Genomic DNA, 24,274 nt, shown 5'->3' with positions numbered 1-24,274 from the left:
GGAAACCCAGAGCCAAGGGGCTGCGCCCCTCTGGACACCCTTCATATTTTCCTCGAAAATGGTACCCAAACTGTAAAAATGCAGTTTGACACCATTCCTCAGGAAATATAAAACCGCTGCATATTCCATCCTGCTCGGGGATGAAAATTGCAGCGGTTTTATCATACTACTCGAAATGTCAGCATCTGATCCAAATCGGCATCTTCGATAGAGCATGGCACGCCACCACGCAACGTCGCTCCCAGATGATAGAACAGCATACATCGGTTTATGTGTTGAAGCAACAACTGAGACCTTCGTTTATAGCCATACTGCTTGAGCAGGGTTCTCAGCTTAATTCTAACATAATCATTTCCATATCCATACAAAATACGGATGCGGATGCTTTTGAAAAACAAATCCAAATCCGAGAAATCGCTGGTTAATTGGTCTGCTTGCAAAGTCCTGTTTGAATACGCCAAATCTTTCTGTATTGCAGGAAATTCTTTATCGATCACTGGTTTATCATAGAAATATTGTAACCAATGATAGGTGTCTAAAATGAATTTCCGCTGATTTGCTCTGTATGGAATATCGAGAAATGCTTTCTCGCCCTCCCATATCCGGTCAAGTATTCTGCTTTCATCTCGACAGCCGAGCTGCATACTGCTGACAATTACCGCAATATCGAGTGCAGAGTAGCATAACCCTTGCATTACTGATCACCTTTCGTTCCGTTGCACTGACGACAGAGAATTTGCAAATTTTCTACAACGCTTTTGCCGCCGTTGTTCATCGGAACGATATGATCGACTTGGAAATAGATACGTGACTTGTCTGCAACACCACAGCAAGCGCACCGGTAATTTCCATCTGCATCTTTAGCTTTTTCAAAAGCCTGATCTCTCAATTCCTTTTCCAAAGCAGGATTGATTTTCCCAATTTCATGCAAAGGCAAATCTTCTAATGCTCTGGTTCCATACTTTATGTTGTTTTCATCATCGTATATATCGGGATGCGATAGTTTCATCAATTCGATGTTCAGCTGACGGAGGAAATATAGTTTCCTACCAAAAAACAGGCGAAGCATATTATCATCACTGGATTCCCAGAGCGAATCAATATACTCTGTTCTTTTGCGTTCGCCCATATCTTCGTCCCAAATATGCTGGGCAATTTTGCTAACATCAAGTTTGCTTCTGTCTACCTCAGCGAAAGTATAGAACTGCGGAACGGCTTCATATTGGGCATAATATTTCAGGATATTCAGAACATCCTTCCGTTCATAAGGAGGAATCATCTCTCCGCAAAAGAACGAATCCCGGCACTGTGCTTCCATTTCATCAAGCTGCGCTTCTGTCAAATATTCTTCTGTTGCACCAAAAGACTTGAACAGGGAAGGAAGCGCATCCATCAAATTTTTATAGGCATTCTGTGTGCTGTCGTAGACCATTACCTGATAAGCGTGATCCATTCCGTTTTCTTCAAGATATGTAAACGCATACATACCAACAGGGATTCTTTGCTCAAATGGCACTTTTTCCAACGCAGTAGTATCAACTGCATCATCCAAAATAGCTGCAAACTCCTCAATCTTGGAAATAGCAATCATGCGCAGATCTCGTTTGGCACGCTCAGATTCATTATCCTGAAAGTCATTGTTTCCATCAAATAGGCTTTCCGGATTAACCCATGCAATATGCTCGTTCCAGTGGTCTACGAACGAAACAATATATGCGCTGGCTGTGCCGCCTGCTGCTGTACCACGCAATGCACGACCAACCATCTGCGTCATCAAAATGGAAGAAACAGTAGGTCTTGCCAAAAACACTGTTTTAGTTTTGGGCAAATCAACGCCCTCAGTCAAAATGTTGACATTGATCAAAACCTGCAACTTTCCATTTCGATAGTCTTCCAGCTTTCTTTCGTTATCCTCCCGGCTAATCGTCACACCAGTAATGGCATCCTTAACAGAAGATACGATGAAGTCAGCTTTGATACCAGCTTTTTTGAAAAGAGAGGTCAACTGAATTGCATGAACCACATTAACGGCAAACAATATTGTCTGACCATAGTCATTCTGTTTTGCCTTATAAGTTTCGACAATCAGTTTGTTACGGGCTGCACTATCTGCCATCTGCTGTGCAACCTCATCCGGCAGAACATCCAAATGTTGAATGCTTTCCCATGCGTCAACACCGAGAGAATCGCCGTATTCTTCATCCGTGTAAAAGCTTTCAAAAATAGGTTTTGCAAGAATCTGTCTGTTAATCAGTTCCTTTAGTCCGATCTGATATGTGATTCCAACATCACCGTGAACAACTCGTCCATCACTGATACCGTCAGTATATATTTTTGCTAACAGTCCCTGTTCTTCTTCAGCAGTACGGAACGGAGTAGCAGTTAAACCAATCAGTTTTAAATTAGGAACCTTTGCCTTTACATAATCAATGACCTTTCTGTACGTTTTTGCGGTTGAATGATGAGCTTCATCCACAATCAAATACAGCTCTTTTTCACCTTTGAGCCATTGATCCAATCGATCAATGTTTCTTCCGATGCTGTCCTTGCTGACAATCAGCAAGTTGTCACCCGGACGAATGTCGCTGGTTCGGTCATGGCTGGAAGCTCCAGAAACAATTCTAAAGCAGAAGGAAGAAATGTGGGGGACAACTTCTGTATAAGCAAACTTTTGAAAAGACTCAGCAGCCTGATCCAGCAACATCTGGCGATGGGCAATCCAAAGAATTTTCTTTCTCTTATCAATAGCATTTTTTAAGAGCCACATGGAAGCAGTATATGTCTTACCACCACCAGTAGGAAGAACTACCAGTGTGCTGTATGATGCCTCCTGATTCATCTTATCCAATGCTTCCATTGCCTTCTTCTGATGCTCGTAAGGCGTTCTGGTATTTGTTCCTTTTTTGGGAAAAATATCACCAAAGGATTTTACTTCTACATAATTTGTAAAGTTTTGTTTGTCTAATTCATTCATCATTTCTTCCCGTACCTCTCTATATCATCCCAAAATATTTCATTGCTTCTCGGATTGCTTTCTCTTTCTCAGGCGGACACTGCGGCTGTTTGGCATTTTCCTTCTTCGACAGGTTATAGCTCTGCCCGACCTCCAGACCACATTTCCGCTTAATCTGTGAGATATACAGGGAAGATACCTTTAATCCGGTCTGCTCCAGCACTCGTCCCTTGATCTGCTCATAGGTGGCTCCCTGCTGGAAGCCGGAGGTATCCATATCTTCCAGCGAGAACTCCACCCGAATCTTTTTCGAGTCGATCTCACCCTTGGAAAGCAAGACAACCGTCTCCACATGGACCGTGCCCGGAAATAAATCAACACACCCGATCCGTTCCACACGATACCCTCTTCCCTGCAGCATCTCCAGATCTCTTGCCAAACTGGTCGGCTTACAGGCAATATAGACGACACGGTCCACGCCAAAATTCGTAATCTTCTCCAATGCCTTTGGATGCACTCCGTCTCTTGGCGGATCCAACATAATAAGATCCGGCACTTCGCCGAGTTCATCAATCACCTTCAGCACATCTCCCGCCCAGAAGGTACAGTTGTTAAGGCCGTTAAGTTCTGCGTTCTCTCTTGCAGCTTCCACAGCTTCTTCCACGATCTCTACTCCCACTACCTTCTTGGCAACCGGTGCCAGAATCTGCGCAATCGTTCCGGTTCCACTGTACAGATCAAAGATCACCTTATCTTTCGTCTCTCCGATATATTCCCTTGCCGTCTCATACAGTACCTCGGCTCCGAGGGAATTCGTCTGAAAGAAAGAAAATGGGGTAATCTTGAACTTCAATCCCAGGAGTTCTTCATAAAAGTAATCCTGACCATATAGAATCTCGGTTCCTTCATCTTTTACTACATCTGCCACACTGTCATTCTTGGTATGCAATATACCGACAATCGTTCCATTCAATTCCAGAGACAAAAGCTTCTTAACCCATCTCTGTCCATCAAATTCCTTTTCAAACTCAGACTCTGTTGTCGTGACCAGATCAATCAGAATCTCTCCTGTCTTTACCGCTTTTCGAACAAGCAAATGTCGGAAGAATCCGGTATGCCTCATCCGATGGTAGTACGGAAGTCCTGATTCTCTTGCATACTCTAAAGTGCAAGTAAGAATCTTTCGGTAATCCGCATCCACAATCTGACAATCGGACACATTTACAATATCATGAAAACTACCTCTTTTATGCATTCCAAGTGCCAATGGCCCATCTTTATATTCATCGCCAAAAGAGAACTCCATCTTATTCCGGTATTCCTGTCTCACAGGACTTTGTTTCACACCTTCCCAGATGTAATCACCTTCCACCGCTTCATCCATCATGGCTTTTACCTGTGTTTCCTTCATCCTGATCTGCTCTTCATAAGGAAGATTCTGATAAGTACATCCGCCGCATTGTCCAAAATGTGGACATTTTGATTCTATTTCCATAGGAGAATGTTCTAAGACTTCCAAAAGTCGTCCCTCTGCCTTTCCTTTTCGTATTTTATTCACAGAGAAACGCACTTTTTGCCCTGGAACTCCATTTTTTACGATTACATATCTTTCTTCTTCAGGTAGGAATACTTTTCCCTTATTAGGAAATTCTACCGATTCAATCATTCCTTCGTATACCTGCCCTTTTTTCATGTTGTTAATTCCTTTCTTCTACTATTGTATCGTACATTTCGCTTTTAATATAGTTCCGTCCTGTTCTACTTTGATATGATCAATACTTTTCACATATTGATTAAACTGTGCATATCCATAATCACTAATCTTAAAGTCTTTATATTTTTCATATACTTTATTACCAAGAGCACTGAGTTCTATTCCATTTTTTCCTGCTTTCCTGGCAATCGAAAGTACATATTTATCAATATCTTCTTTCATCTCCCAGTCTTCTCTTAGTGCAACCGATACAATGTTTCCACTTTTGACTAATTGAATTCTTGAGAATTCTTCCAAGAACTTTGACAGCATATTATAACCATAACTTCGGACATCAAAATCTGGATACAGATTTACCAGACGACTTCCTATCTCTCCCAGTCCAGTTACTTTATTACTATTCTGATTCTCAATAACCATCTTGATAATAGCATCTTCAATCTTTTCTTTACTTAATTTGTCATGTACTTCTTCCGGTTTTGATTGTCCAAGTTCCTGCTCAATCAAAAGATTTTCCAAAATCGTAAACTTATCACATGCTTTTCGGAATGGTTCCGGTGTCTTATTCTCTCCCATTCCGATAACCATCTTTCCACTTTCCCTCAGTCGACTGACCAGCCGTGTAAAATCACTGTCACTGGACACAATACAGAATCCATCCACATCATTGGTATACAAAATATCCATTGCATCAATGATCATTGCCGAATCTGTAGCATTCTTCCCCTGTGTATAACTGAATTGCTGAATGGGCGTAATGGAATTCTTCAGTAATTCGTCTTTCCAGCTGGAATGCTGCGTGCTTGTCCAGTCTCCATAGATTCTTTTATATGTAATCACTCCGTATTTTGATAACTCTGTCAGTATTGGTTTGATATACTTGGCAGATATATTATCTGCATCGATCAAGAGTGCATAACACTTTTCATCCATCCACATACTCCTTCCACTGATATATATTCTCTGTCTTCTCCCAAGACAAAAGCAGGTAAGATACCTTTTTCTACATTACATAGGCTTCTAACCTGCTTTCTCTATTGCATATTAAATTGTGTGATCGGTATCTACTTATACCTGATCATCTTCGCTGAAGAAATCATCATCAAAATCATCGTCAAAATCTTCTTCAAAATCCTCCAGATAATCTGGTGTAAAGAAAGAATATACAGCGTAAGCGATTGCTGCAACGGCTGCTACAGCTCCGATGATAGCCAGAACCCACAGTACTGTCTTGCACTGCTTATCTTCTTCTTTCTTGCTAATTAGCTTACTTAACTTTGTTGCTGCAATAATATCTTCTACTTTATTCATGCTCCCACATCCTTTCTCTTGTTTTCGCAACAAGCATCAACTATTATTTTTATTATAGCACTTATTTTTTGAGATTACTACAAATTTATATGAAAATATCTGATTTCTTATACTTTTTGGAGTCGTGCAAAAGTTGCAAACATTTTTTTTATTCCGGCATTGTCAAAATCTACTGTAACCTCATAATCCCTTCCACCTTCTATAATGGCAGTTACCGTTCCTTCTCCAAATTTCATATGGCGTACCCGGTCACCGACACCGTATCCTGGTCCTTTTCCACCACCATTTCCAAACTGCTTCACCGGCTTTTGCGTAGCAAATGCTTTCGTCTTGAATGCTTGTTTTGCCTGTTGATAAGCGCTTTGTCTTATCGGTTCTTCCTTCTCTTTTTCAAATACCATACCCGTAGATAATAGATTCATTGGAATCTCTTTCAAAAATCTAGACATCTTATTATACTGTGTCTCACCACGAATCATGCGACGTCTCGCACAAGTCAACGTCAAATCTTTCTCCGCTCTGGTAATTCCCACATAACAAAGACGCCTTTCTTCTTCTACTTCAGTTGGGTCATCGGCTGTAATCGTCATATAACTCGGGAAAATTCCATCTTCCATTCCAGCCAGATATACGTGTGGGAACTCCAGTCCCTTCGCACTGTGCAGTGTCATTAGCACCACATAGTCACTGCTTTCATCCAGACTGTCAATATCTGCCACCAACGCAACTTCTTCAAGAAAGCCGCTAAGAGTTGCAGGTTCATTCATATCTTCACAGGTTTCTTCATAAGCTGTGATCTTACTGATCAACTCATCTATATTCTCAATTCTTGCTTCTGCTTCTTCACTGTCCTCTTCTTTCAGACTTTCAACATATCCTGTCTCTTCAATAATCTCCTGCATAAGATCAGACAGACTCATCTCCAAAGCATCCGCTTTAAAATGTTCAATTAATGCAACAAAAGATTCCAGTTTCGATGCCCCACGTCCAATATTCGGAATCAGATCAACTGCACGAAGCGCATCATAGAAGCCTATCTCATGCTGTGCAGCGTATTCTTGTACTCGGTTGATACTCGTCAGTCCAATTCCTCGCTTCGGCACATTCACAATTCGACGCACTGCCAGATCATCCCGTCCATTATCTACTGTTTTCAGATAGGACAATAAATCCTTAATTTCACGCCTTGCATAAAAATTAATGCCGCCTACAACTTTATAAGGAATATTGGCTGTCACAAACTTTTCTTCAAACATACGTGATTGTGCATTAGTCCGGTAAAGAATCGCATTATCATTATATGTACAATTTCCCTGATTCACATGCTCACGTATGTCACTTACAATATATTCTGCTTCATCATACGCAGAATCAAACTGGCGGAACTCCAGTTTTTCACCTTCTCCATTGGCTGTCCAAAGTGTCTTATCTTTTCTTCCTAGATTGTTGCGGATCACCGCATTTGCAGCATTCAGAATATTACCAGTAGAACGATAATTCTGCTCTAGCTTTATCACCTTCGCATCTTCAAAGACCTGTTCAAAATTCAAGATATTCTTGATATTAGCACCACGGAATTTGTAGATAGACTGATCATCATCTCCTACGACACATAGATTACGATACTTGGAAGATAATAATCGAATCAACTCAAATTGCACCGTGTTGGTGTCCTGATACTCATCTACCATAATATAACGGAACCGTTCCTGATAATAGTCCAATACATCTGCCTGTGTCTGGAATAACTGAACTGTCTTCACCAACAGATCATCAAAATCCAGAGCATTATTTGCTTTCAGCTGCTTCTCATACTCTTCATAGACATCCGCGATTTTCCTTTTACTAAAGTCACCTTCTGCCTGAAGGCGAAACTCCTCTGGCGTCACCAACTCATCTTTTGCATGCGAAATCGCGCTCATTAATGATCGCTCTTTAAAAATCTTTGTATCTATCTGCAATAATTTACATACATCTTTCATCAAGGTCTTCTGATCATCTGTATCATAAATTGTAAAATTCGTATCATATCCTAACAGATCAATATGTCTGCGCAAAATTCTTACACAAGTAGAATGAAAAGTGCTTACCCAGATACTTTCAGACCCAAAACCCACTAACTTGTCTACTCGTTCTCTCATCTCGCCTGCTGCTTTATTCGTAAATGTAATTGCCAGAATATTCCACGGATTTACACCCATCTCTTCAATCAGATAAGCAATACGATGAGTCAGGACTCTGGTCTTACCCGACCCGGCTCCCGCAAGTATAAGAAGCGGTCCTTCTGTATGAAGCACCGCTTCCTTCTGCTGTTCATTTAATGTATCATATATACTCAAATCTTCTATTTCCTTTCTGTTCCATTCTGTTTGGTCATAAACTGATGTTCTTTTAAGATCTCGTCATGGAGCGCAATTGAAGTCCACTCCTGATTAGATGCAGTTACAACAGCCTTTAACGGCACCTGTAATTTTTCCTTTCTCATGAGGAACAGCGCTTTATCCAGCATATCTTCAGAAGTAGCCTGTATGACCAGCATCTCTTCTTCAAATCCCTCTCCATCATACACTTCGGTCTCTCTCTCCACTTTTTCCATTCCTGCCAATTTCCCTATCGGCCATAAATATTCTTCTTTTTCTACATGGCGAATCTTATATCCCAGAAACCCAAATATCATTGCAACTTGTCTGCCTTTTTTTGTTTCTTTTAGGTTATAGCACAATACAACCGATTTCATGACTTCTATTCCTCCCTCAAAATCTGTTTCTATTATACGGACTTTCCAAAAGAAGTGCAAGCGTCAAGAAACTTTCCATTTTTTTACTCAGAATATTTTTCTTTATACCCGAAAAAAATCTTGTCATATAGTTTTAAAAACTATATAATACTTTTATTGAGGTGATAAAATGACAATTGATACAAAGGACATGTTAAACAGTATCTTATCTAGCATTTCACGGATCGACTATGTACGGCCCGGAGATATTCCGAACATTGATCTATATATGGATCAGGTGACAACCTTTATGGAAGAACAGCTTCATTCTACCAAACGATATGAAGATGATAAAATCCTGACAAAAACTATGATCAACAATTACGCTAAAAATAATCTTCTTCCGCCTCCGGTCAAAAAGAAATATTCCAAAGAACATGTATTAGTCATGATCTTTATATATTATTTTAAAAACATACTGTCTATCAAAGATATTGAGACCATGTTAGCCCCTATCACAGAAAAGTATTTTAACAATGGACAAGACTTTAACATGACTTCTATCTATGAGGAGATATGTAAACTGGAAAAATCGAGAATTGACGCACTGCAAAAAGATGTTGCCAAATCTTACAATTCAGCAATCAATAGTTTCAGTGATGTTCCTGAAGATGAGAGGGATTATCTGCAATTCTTTTCTTTCATCTGCAGTCTCAGTTTTGATGTATATGTCAAAAAATTAATTATAGAAAAATTAATAGATGAACTTCCGGAACCGGATCACAAAAAAAAGAAATAAGGCAACTGGCCTTATTTCTTTTTCTATTAGTCTTTCTTCTGATTGATTCTCTCGAACACCATGTCATATCCGTCATTTCCATAATTTAATGAACGATTCACACGACTGATAGTCGCGGTAGAAGCTCCTGTCTTCTCAGCAATTTCAAGATATGTCTTATGTTCTCTCAGCATCTTTGCTACTTCAAATCTCTGTGATAATGAAAGCAATTCATTGATTGTACAGATATCTTCGAAAAAAGTATAGCATTCTTCTTTATCTTTCAGGCTCAAGATCGCACTAAACAGATAGTCTACTGCTTCAGTCCTTATCTTTTTACTCATAACATAATCTCCTTCGTAACAATATCATTACTGTTACATTTTAACACACTAAATTTATAAAGTCTACACCTTTTTGTTGCGTTTTAAAGAGAGTTTTAACTTTTCTAATGTCACATTTGCAATCAATTCTTCCGGAAAATCAACTTCCCGTAATACTTCTATGGCATATCCGTATTCTGCAATATCAACATCTACATGTGAGTCCGTGCCAAGTACAATCATCGCCCTTTGCTTTTTACACTCCTGAAGAATATTCCTGCAATTTTCTTTTGTATTTAGACGGAATCCATCTGGACGGAGCGAAGAATTATTGACCTCAATCAAGGTCCCTGTTTTCTTTGCTTCTTTTACAAATTTAACACAGTCAACTGGAAATCTTCCGTCATCTGGATGCCCGATAATATCTACATACTCATTCTCCATTGCACGAAGGTATGCCTTTGTAATATTTTCTATAGTTCGTTCACTCTGGAAACATGGTATATGCATACTTGCAATGGCTATGTCAAGCTGCTTCAGTACATCCTTGGAAAGGTCAACCTCTCCTTGCTCATTCATAATATTCAATTCCGTTCCTAAGAGCAGCTCTACACCACACATTTTCCGTGGAACAACTCTCAGATTCTGAAAATAATACAGATGGCATGTTCCCGGCATCTGTGGTGCATGCTCCGTAATCGCCAGCCCTTTCAGTCCTTTTTCTGCTGCCATAGATGCCATCTCTCGAATGGTATTATATGCATGTCCACTTGCCAATGTATGAGAATGGGTGTCAATTTCTATCTTCATGATAAATCCTTCTTTCACATTATTTATTTTTAATCCAGGAAATATTATACAGCATACATTTATCTTTTTCTACACATTCTAATTCTATACATTTGAATTTTACATTTGGAGGTATCACAATGAAAGATAAAAAAAACGAAAAAATTATTGACGAATATGACTATCTCTCTAATGCGGCTTCCACTCAGGACTGCACCGGATTGATTCCTTCCGAACCAGTTTCTGTTGAAGAAATCGAATCTTATGAAGAGCTGTATCACTTCCTTCCACCCAACGGAAGAGCTGCCAATATCAAGCCCGAGGAACAACGCAAATAATCTGGCATATATTAATCAAAAACGGGGTGTTATTCATGCCACCCATGAATTTAGTACCAGTAAATGGCACAATTCAGAATATTTCCGCATTTGGAAACAACTGCTGCCAACAGCAGGTTACTATCCGCAATTCTGATGGTATACAGAATTTCATTATTCATCCAGGCACATATGTCATTGAAGAAATACGGCTTCATCCTGGTATGAATGTTACAGCATTCTACGACGCAAACCTCCCTATTCCCCTTATCTTTCCGCCACAGTACCAGACTGTATTCATCGGACGCCGGAATCCAGCTGAGACCATTTACGCCGGCAATTTCGATGAAAGCCTCCTATCCTTAGACGGAACACTACAACTAAATCTTGGTCGTTCAACCAATATCGTCACCTCCAACGGGCAGCCATACAACTGCAGCCCCGGAGGACAATTACTGATTGTATATTATACAACAACCACAAGAAGTGTTCCGCCACAAACCACACCAAGAAAGGTAATCGTAATATGTTAGTTGGGGACGTAGACTTTTTAAAAAAGTCTACGTCCCCAACTTCATTTTGTGGTGTACCTTTTTGTAATTTGTGGTGTACCCAAATGAAAAACTTTCATTTTCTACTTGACATATTTTACTTTCAAATATACGCTAATGAAGGTATGATTCTTATATAACGTGAGGTAACTTTATGAAAAAGATACTAATGATAGCTACCGGAGGTACGATTGCCTCTAAAGAAGGCGATTCTGGTTTGGCTCCTGCAATAAGCGGAGAGGAATTAGCAGACAGTGTGCCTGGCATTCGTGATATATGCCAATTAACTGTTCTTCAGCTTATGAATATTGACAGTACGAATATGCGTCCGCGTCAATGGCTGCAGATTCGTGACGCAATCATGGAACAATATGATTCTTACGATGGTTTTGTAATTTTACACGGAACGGATACTATGGCATATACAGCTGCTGCTTTGTCTTATTTGATTCAAAACAGCTACAAACCGATTGTATTAACGGGTTCCCAGAAGCCAATGGGTAACCCTTATACTGATGCAAAGATAAATATCTATCAAAGTATTCTTTATGCGGTGGATGATGCTTCTTGCAATGTGAATATTGTATTTAATGGAAAAGCTGTTGCAGGAACCCGTGGCCGCAAACAGCGCACTCGAAGTTTTGACGCCTTTGAAAGTATGAATTTCCCAATGATGGCCGTACTTCATGATGACCGTATTATCCGTCACTATATGGAAATCCCGCCTGCTCCAGAGGATCTTAAGACTTATGACCAGCTTAATGATCGTGTATTTGTCTTGAAACTGACACCAGAAGCTAAATCTGACATTTTTGATCTATTAAAAGGACATTATGATGCTATTATTCTTGAAACATTCGGAATCGGAGGTATTCCTGATTCTTTTGAGAAGGCAATCTTCTCATGGGTGGATTCTGGAAAAACTTTGGCGGTAACGACTCAGGTACCAGAGGAAGGCTGTGACCTCGAAGTGTATAAAGTAGGAAAGAAATACAGCGAGCATCCCGGAATTCTTCAAGCCGGAGATATGACTACCGAATCTATCGTAGCAAAGCTTATGTGGGTTCTTGGACAGACAGACCAGTCAGAAAAGATAAAAGAATTATTTTACACAGTGATCAATCATGATCGAATATAATATCATGACTTAACAATGGCAGTATTGGAAGAGAACTTTCCATAATACTGCCATTGTTTTATATCTGCCTTATTTTTGCGTCTACTGCTTCTTTTCTTACATTATGATGCTGATTTTGATTTTCAGGCTCTGTTTTTTGGGTAATACTATTAAATTTATCATTACTTTTTTTCTGATTCTGCTGTTCTCGTTTTTTCTCATTCATATCTATTTTCCCTGCTCATTCCATCATTATATTCCTTCTTGCCAGGCTTTTTCTCTGATGGAATCGTAGAATCCTGATAGATGGAAGACTCCCTGTTTCCCTCATAAGCATCTTTGGTCTGTGTGTAATCAATTGGTTTTTCTGTTGTAAACGAAGACTTTTCTTTCATGCATATAATCCTCCTGTTGTTCGTACATTTTTAGACAAGATATGCCACAAGGGCAATCTTTTCTCCTGTCTCTTTCTGAATCGTCTGTTCTAATTTTGTGATTTTTTCACACATTTCTTCTGAAAGGTTGGCGTAAGCAATACCAGGAGAATCATTTGTTATTGAAGAATCTATCTCGATCATCATGTACTCCTCCTTTCAAAAGTAGTATGCATATTTTTCACAAACCTATTCATACCAGGTATTCATTTATTAAATTCAAAAAGAAACGATGTCGCTGCATAAATTTCTATTAAATGCACATTCTATTCATGAGGTGATTGTAATGATTGATAATCGAGAACTTCCCATTGGATTTACAATGGAGCTTGCACAACATTCTGACATTCTAAATAAATTTGCTCAGCTTCCCGAATCCGAACAAAAAAGTATTATTCATGGAGCAAGGCAAGTAAAGTCACGCAATGAAATGCGCAACTACGTCGAAAATATGTTTCAATAAAAGCTTTTTTAATCTTTCATTTTCACACAATATTCTCTTTTGAATATATTATAGCATTAGGGAATTCAAGGAGGATATTCATGAAAAAGAAAGCTGTTTCCGTTTTCCTGGTAATTGCAATAGCGATTACTGCTCTGTTAGGCTGTACTTCAGAAAATCAAGATGTTGAATCCACAAGTACTGAATCTGTCACGGATACAAAGCTTACGAAAGTAATCTTAAACGAAGTGGCACACTCTATCTTTTACGCACCTATGTATGTCTCCATCGAAGAAGGATATTTTGAAGAGGAAGGTATTGAACTCACTGTTCAGACTGGATTCGGCGCAGATAAGACTATGACCGCTGTTCTCTCTGGCAGCGCTGATATCGGATTTATGGGATCCGAAGCTTCCATCTACACCTACAATGAAGGGGCAAATGATTATGTAGTAAACTTTGCCCAATTGACCCAGCGAGCAGGGAACTTTTTGGTTGCCCGTGAAGAGATGCCTGATTTTACCTGGGAAGAACTGAAGGGAAAAGATGTACTTGGAGGACGAAAAGGTGGCATGCCAGAAATGGTATTTGAATATATCTTAAAGCAAAATGGCATTGCCCCATCCAAAGATCTGAATATCAATCAAAACATAGACTTTGGCTCCACTGCTGCCGCATTTTCCGAAGGTCAGGCTGACTTTACGATTGAATTCGAACCAGGCGCGACGAATCTGGAAAAAGAAGGAAAAGGCTTTGTTGTCGCTTCTCTTGGTACTGACAGTGGTTACGTCCCATATACCGCATTTTCTGCAAAGCAAAGCTATATTGATGAACATCCAGATATCATCCAGGGTTTCACCAATGCTTTACAGAAAGGTATGGACTACGTACAGACTCACACGCCTGAAGAGATTGCTTCCATCATCGCACCACAGTTCAAAGAAACTGATCAGGATACTATTACGACCATCGTCACACGTTACTATGATCAAGACACATGGAAGGATAATCTGATTTTTGAAGAAGATAGTTTTGATCTTTTGCAAGATATTCTGGAAAATGCCGGAGAACTCACCGAACGTGCTCCTTATGAAGATCTTGTGACAACAGAATTTGCCAAGAAAGCTGCAAAATAATAAAAAAATGCTGAAGGTTACAGTTTTTCACTGTATTCTTCAGCATCTTTTTATTATCTTATATGTATCAGTCAGCTGCGGTTTTGCTCTTCTACTAACTTCGCGGCACCGTACATCTCTCTTAACTTAGGCTTTTCAATCTTTCCGGTTGCATTACGCGGAACATCTGCAAAAATAATCTTACGTGGACGTTTATATCGCGGAAGCTTTTTACAGAATTCATTGATATCTTCTTCTGTACAGACAACGTCTGGTTTCAAAGAGATGATCGCTGCTGCAATCTCTCCAAGTCGATGATCTGGGAGACCAATAACTGCCACATCCAGAATCGCATCATTTGTACGGAGAAAATCTTCTATCTGCACCGGATATATATTCTCTCCACCACTGATAATCACATCTTTCTTTCTGTCTACCAGGAAGATAAATCCATCTTCATCTTCCATTGCCATATCGCCTGTATAAAGCCATCCATCGTGCAAAACTTCTTCCGTTGCTTTCTTGTCATTGTAATATTCTACCATGACTCCGGGACCTTTGACAGCAAGTTCACCAGTCTCTCCCCGCTTCACTGGATTTCCGTTATCATCAATGATCTTTGTTTCCCATCCATAACCGGCTTTTCCAATAGCACCAACCTTATGAATATTCTCAACTCCCAGATGAACACATCCTGGTCCTATAGACTCACTTAACCCATAATTCGTATCATACTGATGATGTGGGAAGTACTCTTTCCAATGCTTAATAAGGCTTGGCGGTACAGGCTGTGCACCAATATGCATCAGGCGCCACTGATCCAATTGATAATCATCAAGATTAATCTTACCACTGTCAAGAGCAAGCAGAAGATCTTGTGCCCATGGAACTAACAGCCACACGATCGTACATTTTTCTTCCGATACTGCCCGAAGAATAAATTCTGGATTTGTTCCTTTCAGAAGAACTGCTTTCCCTCCTGTCAGAAAACTTCCGAACCAATGCATCTTCGCCCCCGTATGATAAAGAGGAGGAATACATAAGAATACATCATCTTTCGTCTGACCATGATGATTCTGCTCTACTTTCGCAGAATGCATCAATGCCTGGTGAGTATGTAAGATTGCTTTCGGAAAACCTGTCGTTCCGGAAGAAAAATAAATTGCAGCATAGTCTTCATCATTGATGTCAATTTTCGGAGACTGGCTGGAACAATTTGCAGAATGTATCGTATAGTCTTCTGCAAACCCAGGGCATCCATCTCCTACATAATATAAAAGTCTGTGTTCACTGATATCATCAGCGATTTCTTCTACTCGTCCGATAAATTCCGGTCCAAACACCAGCACATCTACTTCTGCCAGTTCTACACAGTACTTAATTTCTTCAGCAGAATAGCGGAAATTCAACGGTACAGCCAGCGCACCCGTCTTTAAAACCCCAAAATAAATCGGCAGCCACTCCAGACAATTCATCAACAAAATTGCTACTTTATCACCTTTTTTCACACCTCTTTCCAACAAAAGGTTGGCAAAACGGTTGGCCTTCTCATTAAATACATTCCATGTAATCTCACGACGGTGATACGGTGCACGCACTGGCTCAATCAGCTCATATTCCTTCCATGTTACTCGTCTTGTCTCTGGCATCTCTGGATTAATTTCTACCAGACACACATCATCTCCGTACAGACGACAATTCTTCTCCAAGATATCTGTAATCGGCATTTGAAAATCCCCTTTCCATGCCGAACATTATAAATTTCGGCACTTTAACGCTTTTACTCATTAAAGCTTATGATACCTAATTTGTAGAAGATTGTCAATCTATTATTGGTATATCCTTCATTCTATGGTCCATAATTTTATTTTCTCTCCCCCAGCTACTTTCTGGATGTCGAATATAGAATCAAACTATCTAAAAACAAAAAGCAACAAATCTTTTACTTCTTATGCCCCTACATGTTCTACAATATAGCTTTTCACTTTTTCTTTTGGCATTCCAAGAGCCACTGCCAGTTCTCCATACAGGAAAAATTCTGCAATATTCAAATACTTATCATCGACATTAATTACTTTCTTTCCAGATGCCAGACGCTTCATCTTACGCAGATAAGAAGTCTTGATAATTGCGATCCAGTCCCTGCATTCATTTTTTAATAATGCTTCTTTGTATAATGCTTCTCTTCGCTTCTCATCAGGCACCCACAGAGTGTCAACATTAGGCATATCCTCAATTAATGCATGTGCATCTTCTTCTGTTATGATTTTTCTGATTTGTTTTTTCTCATTATCTACAGGTGTATAAAGTGTTCCGCCAACATCATATAAGGGTTTCAATGTATAATATTTTTTCTTCTTATCTGAGCAGCTTATGTCCAATTTCCCAATGGCCGTCACCTCGCAGACACCTTCTTTATAATGTGCTACGTAATCTCCTATCTCAAACATATTTACCTCCTGTCTGGAGTTGTTTTTAAGTCTCTGATTCATAATTATTATATCATGCTCAATTTTTTGATGTAAGAAGATTTTTACAAAACTTGCCTGCTTTATCGTTCAAAAATCTATTGTATCTGCTTAATCTGCTCGTTCAGATCATTTAGATATACCCAACGGTCCATCTTCTCATCTAATGCCTGCTCTGCCTGTTCTTTCTCCTTCAACAGATCATTTAATCTGGCAGAATTTGTTACATTCTGTGCAATCTCCTGATCCAGTTTTTCTATTTGCCCTTCTAATTCTGCAATATCATCATCAATAGATTCAAATTCCTTCTGTTCTTTATAAGTAAATCTTATTTTCTTTTCATGCTGTTTCCATGCATCTTTGTTCGCATCTTTATCAGCTTTCTCAGCTTTTCCGGCAGACACTTTTTCTTCTGGAACAGCTTCTAATTCCTTACGAATCAGATAATCTGAATATCCTCCTTCAAACTGACGAATCTCTCCTTCTCCCTCAAATGAAAAAATTCGATTTACCGTGCGATCCAGAAAAAATCTGTCATGAGATACAATAATGATAATTCCGTCAAACCGATCCAGGTAATCTTCCAGAATTGTCAACGTCTGGATATCCAGATCATTGGTAGGCTCATCCAGAATCAAGACATTCGGAGAGCTCATCAGCACACGAAGGAGATACAGTCTCCGCTTCTCCCCTCCCGAAAGCTTTTCGATTCTGGACCACTGCATAGCTCCGTCAAACAAGAAATTCTCCAGCATCTGTGAAGCAGTGATCTTTCCTTCCGGAGTCGTAATATATTCCCCGACTTCCTTTACATAATCAATCACTTTCTCAGAATCATCCATATATTCATTTTCCTGTGAAAAATAACCTACCCGGATTGTCTGTCCCATCTCTACGGTTCCTGTATCTGGCCGGACAATTCCATTGATAATCTTAAGCAGCGTCGTCTTTCCACAGCCGTTAGGACCAATAATGCCAATCCGATCATTTTTCAAAAAAATATAATTATAATCCTTAATTAAGACTCTCTCTCCATATGATTTAGAAATATCAGATAGTTCAATCGTCTTATTCCCCATCCGTGAAGCAACAGAACTCATGGAAACTCTCTTTTCCTCCTGAATATCCTGAATCTCCTGCATTGCTTTAATACGGTCAATATGGGCTTTTTGCTTGGTACTTCTTGCTCTTGCTCCCCGACTTAACCATTCCAATTCTGTTCTGAGCAGGCTTTTCCGCTTTCGTTCCGTTGCAAGTGCCATATTTTGACGTTCTTCTTTTAAACGCACAAATTCTGAATAATTCCCTGGATAGCTGTATAACTTTCCATTATCTACTTCTACGATCCTATTTACAACACGATCCAAAAAATAACGATCATGTGTGACCATCAAAACTGCTCCTCTGAACTGAATCAGATATTCTTCCAGCCATTCAGACATTGCATTATCTAAATGGTTTGTAGGTTCGTCTAACACTAAGATATCTGCCGATGTTAAAAGTGCATTTACAAGCGCAATCCGCTTCTTCTGACCGCCTGACATATGCTCTATCTTCTCATCATATTCCGTAAATCCCAACTGATTTAACATCGCTTTTGCATCTGCTTCGACGGTCCACTGATTCATTTCATCGATATTTCCTTCTACTGCTGCTTTTAATACGGTCGTTCCACTTTCAAATACCGGAGTCTGTGGAAGGTAACATATCTTCACTTGGCTCCTCATACTGATTTTCCCAGAATCATAAGGTTCGATACCCGCTACAACTTTCAGCAGAGTTGATTTCCCCATTCCATTAATTCCGATCACTCCTATTTTTTCATTCTCGCTAATACTAAATCCTACATCATTCAAAAGGATTCTATCGGTGTAAGATTTGATAATATGCTCCATCGTCAGTAAATTCATACTTTTTCTTCTCCACTATTCTTTTAATTCTCATTTTAATTGTCAGTATATCTGAAATTATAATCAACTTCAAGATATCAATTCTTTATGCAAATCTCTAAATTACACATTAATTTGAAAATCTTTCTCAGATATTCCATTTCAATCAAAAAAGTTTTACGAATTTTGCATATTTTTGCTTTAAAATATGGAAAGAATTCACAAAAAATTGTATAATATTTAATAACATGTAACACAAATGGAAAGAGAGGACTCACTATGAAACAAAACAATATGTTAGCGATGATTTTAGCTGGTGGTCGGGGGTCTCGCTTGCATGAATTAACCAACAAAGTTGCAAAACCGGCCGTTTCATATGGTGGTAAATACCGCATCGTTGACTTCCCATTAAGTAACTGTGCAAACAGTGGTATTGATGTTGTCGGAGTATTGACACAGTATGAATCTATTCTGCTGAACAGTTATGTAGCTGCCGGTGGTCGCTGGGGTCTGGATGCAAAAGACAGTGGCGTATATGTACTTCCACCACGTGAGAAAGCAGATGCCAATCTGGATGTATATCGTGGAACTGCAGATGCTATTTCTCAGAATATCGACTTTATCGATACCTATTCACCGGAATATCTCCTCGTTCTTTCCGGTGACCATATCTACAAGATGAATTATGCCAGAATGCTTGCTGCTCACAAGGAACATAATGCAGACGCAACCATTGCTGTAATCGAAGTTCCAATGAAAGAAGCAAGCCGTTTTGGAATCATGAACACCGATGAAACCGGACGTATTGTAGAGTTTGAAGAAAAACCAGAGCATCCTAAGAGCAACCTTGCTTCTATGGGTATCTATATCTTTAATTGGAAGCTACTTCGCAAACTGTTGGTTGCTGACATGAAGAATCCAGATTCTAATCACGATTTTGGTAAGGATATCATTCCACAGCTTCTGAATGATAATAAAACTCTTTATGCTTACAAATTCAAAGGTTACTGGAAAGATGTAGGAACCATCGATTCTTTGTGGGAAGCAAATATGGATCTTCTGGACAAGAATAACGAGCTTGATCTGAATGATCCGACATGGAAGATTTATACGGAAGATGTTACAACTTTGCCTCATTATATCGGACCTGATGCCGCAATCAAACGTGCATTTATTACTCAGGGTTGCAGAATCGAAGGTGAAGTAAAGAATTCTGTCCTGTTTACCGGTGCAAAAGTCGGAGCAGGTGCCAAGATTATTGACAGCGTACTGATGCCAGGCGTTGAAGTTGAAGAAGGTGCTGTTGTCACACGTGCACTTGTTGCTGACGGAATTAAGATTGGAAAAGGCGCTGTTGTCGGAAGCGCTGACAGCGAGCACATTGAGCTTGTTGCAAAACGTGTAAAGGGGGTAGAATAATATGTGTGATGCATTAGGTATTGTTAATTTTTCCGGAAATCACATCTGGGTAAATGGATTGGAGGACTATCGCCCGATTGGTGCATTCTCTTTCTTAGGAAGATACCGTGTGATCGACTTTCCTATCTCTAACATGAGCAATAGTGGAATTGACCGTATTCAGGTATACATTAGAAGAAAACCGCGTTCATTGACCGAACACCTTGGAACTGGACGTCACTATAATATCAACTCCAAGCGTGGTAAATTACATATCCTGTTCTCTGACCCAAAAGCAGAAAATGATTTATATAACACTGATATCGCTGCTTTTTCAGAAAATATGGAATGTATTGAACGGGCACATAATCCTTATGTAATTATTGCCCCAAGTTATATGGTATATTCTGCTAATTTTGATACTCTGCTTAAGACACACATTGATTCTGGAGCAGACATTACATTACTATATCATTCTGTAGACAATGCCAAGGACTCTTTCCTGAATTGTAATACTTTGAATTTAAATCGACAGAAAGGCGTATTGTCCCTGGAACCAAACCGTGGAACTGCAAAAAACAGAAACATTTTCATGGATACATATATTATGAAAAGGGAACTGTTTATCGATCTGGTGAAAAAAGCAAAATCTATTTCTTCTATGTATACATTAGCAGATACTATTAATTATGCATGTAATGAACTGGATGTACGTGGCGTTTCCCATCGTGGATTCTTTGCATCTATTACAGACCTGAACAGTTTCTACAATGCAAATATCTCTTTGATTGATTTTAAGACAGCAACAACTCTGTTTGATGAAGACTGGCCGGTATATACCAGAACAAACGACTCTTGCCCAACACAGTATTTTGAAACGGCAAATGTTAAAAATTCCGTTGTATCCAATGGATGTCTGATCGAAGGTACCATTGAAAATTCTGTAATCGGACGTGGATGTGTGATTAAGAAAGGGGCAGTTGTCAAAAACAGCATAATCTTGCCAGGCACACAGATTGGAGAAGATATCACCATTGACTGCCAGGTAGTTGACAAGCATGCTAAGATCATTCATGCAAAAGAGATTATCGGAACACCTGATAATCCTGGTTATATCCGTCGTGAAGATGTTATCTAAAACTTTATTCTAACTAATATAAAGAAAAGCGTATTCATTTTTCTGAATACGCTTTTCTTTATATTTCCCTGTTCTAATCAAGATATGTCTTCTTGTATTCTTCCCGAATTTCTTCTGGCACCAGGCTTCCTCCTGTCGCCCATACAATATGTGACGATTGATCCATCTTTTCAGACAGATGATGTATTTCCACATATTTTTTGGTTTCTTCATATTGCATTAATTTTAACGGACCTTCAAATGCTGCACAAGAACTTGGTTCAATAAAGATATCCTCTGTCCTACAAAGTGCACGCATATATTCATATAACCACTTATCTTCTACTGTAAACTCCCCACTTAATAGTGGTTCCATTACCTTTCCGACAAAACCTGAGGGACGGCCTACCGCCAGGCCATCTGCATGTGTAATACCTGTCAAACCAACATCCTGTACACAGATTGCATTATGAAGTCCCGTTGTCATTCCAAGAAGCATACACGGAGCCTGTGTCGGCTCCACAAAGAAAACATGTGCATTATCTCCCCAAAGCTCCTTTAATCCAAAAGTAATTCCTCCTGGAGCCCCGCCTACACCACATGGAATATATACAAACAAAGGATGTTCTTCGTCCACAATAATCTTTTGTTCTTTCAATTGTGCTTTCAATCTTTTTGCCGCGACTGCATATCCCAGGAACAAGTTTTTTGAATTTTCATCATCTACAAAATAGCTTTTCGGATTCGCGTCTGATTCCTTTCGCCCATTTTTTACCGCTTCACTATAATCAGAGTCATACTCGATAACCTGTACTCCATGACTTCTCAACAGCTCTTTTTTCCACTGCTTTGCATCCGCTGACATATGCACGATTACTCTATAACCTACAGCCGCACTGGCTATACCTATACTCAGCCCAAGATTTCCCGTGGATCCCACTTGTATCGTATACTGACCAAAAAATTCTCTGCACTCTTCTGAAACCAGTTTTGAATAGTCATCCTCTGGCGTAAGCAATCCTGCCTCCAATGCAAGTTCTTCTGTATGCTTTAAAACTTCATAGATACCGCCTCTGGCTTTAATGGAACCTGCAACAGCAAGATGACTGTCCTGCTTCAAAAAGAGTTTTCCCTGAATGGCATCTCCATAGGTTTCATTCAGATAATCCTGCATTGCCGGTATCGGTGTCAAGACAGATTCAATGACTCCCTTTGTTTCTATTGTTTCCGGGAAGCTCTTCATAATAAACGGTGCGAAGCGCTGCAGTCTCGCTTCTGCATCGTCAATATCTTCCATCGTGATTCCAAGTGTATCTTTTGCTTCAATCCATGATTGTAATTTGGGATTCACCCAGCCAACTTCTCTGGCAGCAGCAATCGCTCTTACAATCGGCATCTCCAAATACTCTTTTCCCATATTATGGCCCCGCAATTCTTCTTCGCTTCTATCTTATAAGAACAGATATTTTAATATGAATAATACTGCTAACACATACATTAATGCACTGATTTTTTTCTCTTTTGTCTTTCCTGTTACAACATTCAGTACTACATATGAGATAACTCCCATAGAGATACCTTCAGAAATACTATAGAAAAATGGCATTGATGCGATACAGATATAACATGGCAAAGCTTCTGCAATATCACTAAAATCAATATTTACAACATTCGTTAACATATAGAACCCAACAACAATCAATGCCGGCGCTGTTGCAAATGAAGGAATTGCCAAAAAGATTGGTGACAAGAATAATGCAAGGCCAAACAAAATTGCTGTGGTTACTGCTGTAAGTCCTGTTCTTCCTCCTTCAGATACGCCAGACGCGCTCTCAACAAATGTTGTTGTCGTAGATGTTCCAAGAACTGCTCCTGCTGTCGTAGCAACCGCATCTGCAAGAAGTGCTCCTTTAATGCGAGGTAACTTCCCATCTTCATCCAGCATATCTGCTTTCGAAGATACTCCAATCAAAGTTCCGATTGTATCGAACATATCTACAAATAAAAATGCAAAAATAACAACAACAAAATTCAAAGAGAAAATACCGCTAAAATCAATTTTTGCAAAAATCGGTGCAATACTTGGAATCGATAATCCGCCACTGAAGTCTGGAAGCAATCCGTAGAATCCTAATTCTGGATTCGGGACATACAAACCGGCAAACTGACAAGCGATCCCAAGAACCCATGTGATCAGAATTCCCCAGAGAATATTGCCCTTAACATTCTTAATAACAAGAATACCAGTAATAAGAATACCAAGAATTGCAAGAATAACCGTAATTCCTACGTCATTAAATGTAGCTTCTACCCCATTCACTGCATTATACTCATCCAATGAAAATAACTGCAGAAGTGTAGCACCTCCAATTACAATATTCGCATTCTGCAGACCGATAAACGCAATAAACAAACCAATACCAACGCTGACTGCTGCCTTCAGATTCTTTGGAATAGCATTAAAAATCGCCTCACGTACATTCGTAAGAGAAAGTATAATAAACACAATACCTTCTACAAATACCGCTGTCAGTGCAATCTCCCAGCTATATCCCATTCCCAGGACAACTGTATATGCAAAATATGCATTCAATCCCATACCAGGTGCCAATGCAAATGGATAGTTTGCAAAAATGGCCATCAACAATGTACCGATCAAAGAGGCAAGTGCCGTTGCTGTAAAGACAGCTCCCTGATTCATTCCTGCTGCAGATAAAATACTTGGATTTACAGCAAGAATATAAGCCATCGTCATAAATGTTGTAATACCAGCAACGACTTCTGTTTTTACGTCTGTACCATTTTCACTTAATTTGAAAAACTTCTCTAACATCTTTCTCCT

The 24,274-nt window shown here is 39.4% G+C and carries 25 protein-coding genes; 8 read left to right on the top strand and 17 right to left on the bottom strand.

All coding sequences use genetic code 11. The features are described from left to right. Nucleotides 1–161 precede the first annotated feature (161 nt). The 7 genes from ACQRBH_RS08025 to ACQRBH_RS07995 all read right to left on the bottom strand — a co-directional run bounded on the left by ACQRBH_RS08025 (nt 162) and on the right by ACQRBH_RS07995 (nt 8,715). Nucleotides 162–695, bottom strand: a complete 534-nt coding sequence (locus ACQRBH_RS08025; protein WP_022358547.1) for a hypothetical protein — start codon at nt 693–695, stop codon at nt 162–164. Continuing rightward, a complete protein-coding gene (locus tag ACQRBH_RS08020) occupies nt 695–2,977 on the bottom strand; it encodes a DEAD/DEAH box helicase family protein (RefSeq protein ID WP_022358546.1) in 2,283 nt (760 codons plus the stop codon). The genes ACQRBH_RS08025 and ACQRBH_RS08020 overlap by 1 nt, the downstream gene beginning before the upstream one ends. A gap of 16 nt (nt 2,978–2,993) precedes the next feature. Then, on the bottom strand, nt 2,994–4,646 hold the full coding sequence (rlmD, locus tag ACQRBH_RS08015) for a 23S rRNA (uracil(1939)-C(5))-methyltransferase RlmD (protein ID WP_427761310.1): 1,653 nt from the start codon (nt 4,644–4,646) through the stop codon (nt 2,994–2,996). 21 nt (nt 4,647–4,667) lie between these two features. Next, nucleotides 4,668–5,600, bottom strand: a complete 933-nt coding sequence (locus tag ACQRBH_RS08010; RefSeq protein WP_427741874.1) for an NYN domain-containing protein — start codon at nt 5,598–5,600, stop codon at nt 4,668–4,670. Between the two features lie 135 nt (nt 5,601–5,735). Beyond that, complete coding sequence (locus ACQRBH_RS08005; RefSeq protein WP_427761309.1) at nt 5,736–5,978, bottom strand: DUF4366 domain-containing protein; 243 nt, start codon at nt 5,976–5,978, stop codon at nt 5,736–5,738. Between the two features lie 107 nt (nt 5,979–6,085). Beyond that, complete coding sequence (gene pcrA / locus ACQRBH_RS08000; RefSeq protein WP_427761308.1) at nt 6,086–8,317, bottom strand: DNA helicase PcrA; 2,232 nt, start codon at nt 8,315–8,317, stop codon at nt 6,086–6,088. A 5-nt stretch (nt 8,318–8,322) separates the two neighbouring features. Further along, complete coding sequence (locus ACQRBH_RS07995) at nt 8,323–8,715, bottom strand: DUF3783 domain-containing protein (RefSeq protein ID WP_427761307.1); 393 nt, start codon at nt 8,713–8,715, stop codon at nt 8,323–8,325. Nucleotides 8,716–8,884: 169 nt separating this feature from the next. Here ACQRBH_RS07995 and ACQRBH_RS07990 point away from each other — a divergent pair, with 169 nt between their 5' ends. Then, the gene (locus ACQRBH_RS07990) at nt 8,885–9,493 is read left to right on the top strand and encodes a DUF1836 domain-containing protein (protein ID WP_427741877.1); all 609 of its coding nucleotides are present in this window, start codon (nt 8,885–8,887) and stop codon (nt 9,491–9,493) included. Nucleotides 9,494–9,519: 26 nt separating this feature from the next. Here the strand turns inward: ACQRBH_RS07990 and ACQRBH_RS07985 are convergent, their stop codons facing one another. Next, the gene (locus ACQRBH_RS07985) at nt 9,520–9,816 is read right to left on the bottom strand and encodes a YerC/YecD family TrpR-related protein (RefSeq protein ID WP_235233814.1); all 297 of its coding nucleotides are present in this window, start codon (nt 9,814–9,816) and stop codon (nt 9,520–9,522) included. A gap of 63 nt (nt 9,817–9,879) precedes the next feature. Next, complete coding sequence (locus ACQRBH_RS07980) at nt 9,880–10,605, bottom strand: phosphatase (protein ID WP_427741880.1); 726 nt, start codon at nt 10,603–10,605, stop codon at nt 9,880–9,882. A 119-nt stretch (nt 10,606–10,724) separates the two neighbouring features. Here ACQRBH_RS07980 and ACQRBH_RS07975 point away from each other — a divergent pair, with 119 nt between their 5' ends. The 3 genes from ACQRBH_RS07975 to ACQRBH_RS07965 all read left to right on the top strand — a co-directional run bounded on the left by ACQRBH_RS07975 (nt 10,725) and on the right by ACQRBH_RS07965 (nt 12,590). Continuing rightward, nucleotides 10,725–10,922 carry a hypothetical protein gene (locus ACQRBH_RS07975; protein ID WP_235233810.1) on the top strand — a complete coding sequence of 66 codons (198 nt, stop codon included), beginning with the start codon at nt 10,725–10,727 and terminating at the stop codon, nt 10,920–10,922. A gap of 35 nt (nt 10,923–10,957) precedes the next feature. Next, nucleotides 10,958–11,434 (top strand): hypothetical protein, encoded by a 477-nt coding sequence (locus ACQRBH_RS07970; protein ID WP_427761306.1) that lies wholly within the window; start codon nt 10,958–10,960, stop codon nt 11,432–11,434. A gap of 172 nt (nt 11,435–11,606) precedes the next feature. Then, complete coding sequence (locus ACQRBH_RS07965) at nt 11,607–12,590, top strand: asparaginase (RefSeq protein WP_427741884.1); 984 nt, start codon at nt 11,607–11,609, stop codon at nt 12,588–12,590. Nucleotides 12,591–12,648: 58 nt separating this feature from the next. On the opposite strand, the gene ACQRBH_RS07960 is transcribed toward ACQRBH_RS07965, so the two are convergent. Genes ACQRBH_RS07960 through ACQRBH_RS07950 form a run of 3 tightly spaced genes read right to left on the bottom strand, consistent with a single transcriptional unit; the run spans nt 12,649 to nt 13,150 of the window. Further along, nucleotides 12,649–12,795 carry a hypothetical protein gene (locus ACQRBH_RS07960; RefSeq protein ID WP_235233806.1) on the bottom strand — a complete coding sequence of 49 codons (147 nt, stop codon included), beginning with the start codon at nt 12,793–12,795 and terminating at the stop codon, nt 12,649–12,651. Continuing rightward, complete coding sequence (locus tag ACQRBH_RS07955) at nt 12,788–12,964, bottom strand: hypothetical protein (protein ID WP_427741885.1); 177 nt, start codon at nt 12,962–12,964, stop codon at nt 12,788–12,790. Before ACQRBH_RS07955 ends, ACQRBH_RS07960 begins: the two co-directional genes overlap by 8 nt. A 30-nt stretch (nt 12,965–12,994) precedes the next feature. Further along, nucleotides 12,995–13,150: a hypothetical protein gene (locus ACQRBH_RS07950; protein WP_235233804.1), complete on the bottom strand. Its 156-nt coding sequence runs from the start codon at nt 13,148–13,150 to the stop codon at nt 12,995–12,997. A 139-nt stretch (nt 13,151–13,289) separates the two neighbouring features. Here ACQRBH_RS07950 and ACQRBH_RS07945 point away from each other — a divergent pair, with 139 nt between their 5' ends. Together ACQRBH_RS07945 and ACQRBH_RS07940 are read left to right on the top strand one after the other, a co-directional pair. Beyond that, a complete protein-coding gene (locus tag ACQRBH_RS07945; RefSeq protein WP_235233803.1) occupies nt 13,290–13,466 on the top strand; it encodes a hypothetical protein in 177 nt (58 codons plus the stop codon). 80 nt (nt 13,467–13,546) lie between these two features. After that, on the top strand, nt 13,547–14,581 hold the full coding sequence (locus ACQRBH_RS07940) for an ABC transporter substrate-binding protein (RefSeq protein ID WP_427761305.1): 1,035 nt from the start codon (nt 13,547–13,549) through the stop codon (nt 14,579–14,581). A gap of 71 nt (nt 14,582–14,652) precedes the next feature. Here ACQRBH_RS07940 and ACQRBH_RS07935 read toward each other — a convergent pair whose 3' ends face one another. The 3 genes from ACQRBH_RS07935 to ACQRBH_RS07925 all read right to left on the bottom strand — a co-directional run bounded on the left by ACQRBH_RS07935 (nt 14,653) and on the right by ACQRBH_RS07925 (nt 18,938). After that, nucleotides 14,653–16,287, bottom strand: a complete 1,635-nt coding sequence (locus tag ACQRBH_RS07935; protein WP_427741887.1) for a class I adenylate-forming enzyme family protein — start codon at nt 16,285–16,287, stop codon at nt 14,653–14,655. A 222-nt stretch (nt 16,288–16,509) separates the two neighbouring features. Continuing rightward, a complete protein-coding gene (locus ACQRBH_RS07930) occupies nt 16,510–17,010 on the bottom strand; it encodes a CarD family transcriptional regulator (protein ID WP_427741888.1) in 501 nt (166 codons plus the stop codon). Nucleotides 17,011–17,126: 116 nt separating this feature from the next. Beyond that, nucleotides 17,127–18,938, bottom strand: coding sequence for an ABC-F family ATP-binding cassette domain-containing protein (locus ACQRBH_RS07925; RefSeq protein WP_427761304.1), 1,812 nt, complete (start codon nt 18,936–18,938; stop codon nt 17,127–17,129). A 258-nt stretch (nt 18,939–19,196) separates the two neighbouring features. Between ACQRBH_RS07925 and ACQRBH_RS07920 the strand changes: the two genes are divergently transcribed. After that, on the top strand, nt 19,197–20,336 hold the full coding sequence (locus ACQRBH_RS07920) for a glucose-1-phosphate adenylyltransferase (RefSeq protein ID WP_235234106.1): 1,140 nt from the start codon (nt 19,197–19,199) through the stop codon (nt 20,334–20,336). A gap of 1 nt (nt 20,337) precedes the next feature. After that, on the top strand, nt 20,338–21,453 hold the full coding sequence (glgD, locus tag ACQRBH_RS07915; protein ID WP_427761303.1) for a glucose-1-phosphate adenylyltransferase subunit GlgD: 1,116 nt from the start codon (nt 20,338–20,340) through the stop codon (nt 21,451–21,453). 73 nt (nt 21,454–21,526) lie between these two features. On the opposite strand, the gene dsdA is transcribed toward glgD, so the two are convergent. Together dsdA and ACQRBH_RS07905 are read right to left on the bottom strand one after the other, a co-directional pair. Next, nucleotides 21,527–22,849 carry a D-serine ammonia-lyase gene (dsdA, locus tag ACQRBH_RS07910; protein WP_427741891.1) on the bottom strand — a complete coding sequence of 441 codons (1,323 nt, stop codon included), beginning with the start codon at nt 22,847–22,849 and terminating at the stop codon, nt 21,527–21,529. 33 nt (nt 22,850–22,882) lie between these two features. Continuing rightward, nucleotides 22,883–24,265: an NCS2 family permease gene (locus tag ACQRBH_RS07905; RefSeq protein WP_427741892.1), complete on the bottom strand. Its 1,383-nt coding sequence runs from the start codon at nt 24,263–24,265 to the stop codon at nt 22,883–22,885. Nucleotides 24,266–24,274 lie beyond the last annotated feature (9 nt).

Source organism: Bariatricus sp. SGI.161 (assembly GCF_050313695.1).
Lineage (GTDB): Bacteria > Bacillota > Clostridia > Lachnospirales > Lachnospiraceae > JAFBIX01.
Note: the sequence above shows the minus strand (reverse complement) of the source record. Positions and strands in the feature narration are given on the sequence as shown.